Annotated in this window: 1 protein-coding gene; it reads left to right on the top strand. The window is 74.9% G+C overall.

All coding sequences use genetic code 11. The features are described from left to right. The first annotated feature begins 158 nt into the window (after positions 1-158). Positions 159-956: an ATP-binding cassette domain-containing protein gene (locus AB0O00_RS40875; RefSeq protein WP_363659720.1), complete on the top strand. Its 798-nt coding sequence runs from the start codon at positions 159-161 to the stop codon at positions 954-956. The last annotated feature ends 160 nt before the right edge of the window (positions 957-1,116 follow it).

Genomic DNA, 1,116 nt, shown 5'->3' with positions numbered 1-1,116 from the left:
CTTCGACGGCGACCCGCCCGACCTCCCCCACCACTAGTCGGGAACCTCCCTCGCGGCGCTCGTCCCGCTCCCGAACGCCGACTTCGTCGCGCAGGTCCCCGAGGCGCACGGCGACCAGCCGGCCGCGTGCCACCACCCGCTCGACAGGAGCCGCGCCGATGCCTGAACCCGTGCTCCACGTCAGCGGACTGCGCCGCACCTTCGGCAGCGTGCAGGCCGTCGACGACGTCTCGTTCACGCTCCCGGCCGGCGGCTCGCTCGGCATCGTCGGCGAGTCCGGCTCCGGCAAGACCACGACCGCCCGCATCGTCGTCGGCCTCGAACAGGCCGACGGGGGCGAGGTGTTGGTGAACGGCCGGGCCAGGACCGGCCGCGTGCGGGGGAGGACCGAACGGCTGGCGCGCGCCCGCGAAGTCCAGATGGTCTTCCAGGACCCGTACCTCTCCCTGGACCCCCGCACCAGCGTCGAGGCCGTCCTCCGGGAGACCCTGCGCCTGCACTTCCCGGGCACGGACCACGCGGCCCGGATCAAGGAACTGCTCGACCAGGTCGGCCTCGGCACCAGGGCGGCGGACGCGCTGCCGCGTCAGCTCTCCGGTGGCCAGCGCCAACGCGTCGCCATCGCCAGGGCGTTGGCGGTCGAGCCGGCCGTCATGGTGCTGGACGAGGCGGTCGCCGCGCTGGACGTCTCGGTGCAGGCGCAGGTGCTCAACCTGCTCGCCGACATCCGCGAACGGACCGGCATCGGCTACCTGTTCATCACCCACGACCTCGGCGTGGTGCGGTGCGTCACCGACGAGGTCATCGTCATGCGGCACGGTCGGATCGTCGAGGCCGGCCCCACGGCCGAGGTGCTCGACGGGCCGCAGCACCCGTACACGCGGCTCCTGCTGGAGTCCGTGCCGCGGCCCGGCTGGGACCCGGACGGGATCGCCGCCGCCCGCCGGGCGTTGTAGGGCGTGTCCGACAATTCCCGTCTGCGGGGCGACGCTCCCCCAGCCTGGCGGCCGGGAGGTGCCCCCAGGGCCCGCCGGGCGCTGTAGGGCCCGCCGAAGCGCGGCCGCGCCGAACCCGCGGCCGCGCACCGAGGACGTGGCCGCTCCGGATCCCGCCGGG

This window comes from Kitasatospora sp. NPDC093558 (genome assembly GCF_040683475.1).
Lineage (GTDB): Bacteria > Actinomycetota > Actinomycetes > Streptomycetales > Streptomycetaceae > Kitasatospora.
This window is presented reverse-complemented; position numbering and strand designations above follow the sequence as displayed.

Coding starts and splice junctions, on each gene's coding strand:
- AB0O00_RS40875 (WP_363659720.1), top strand. CDS start 159: ATGCCTGAACCCGTGCTCCACGTCAGCGGACTGCGCCGCACCTTCGGC.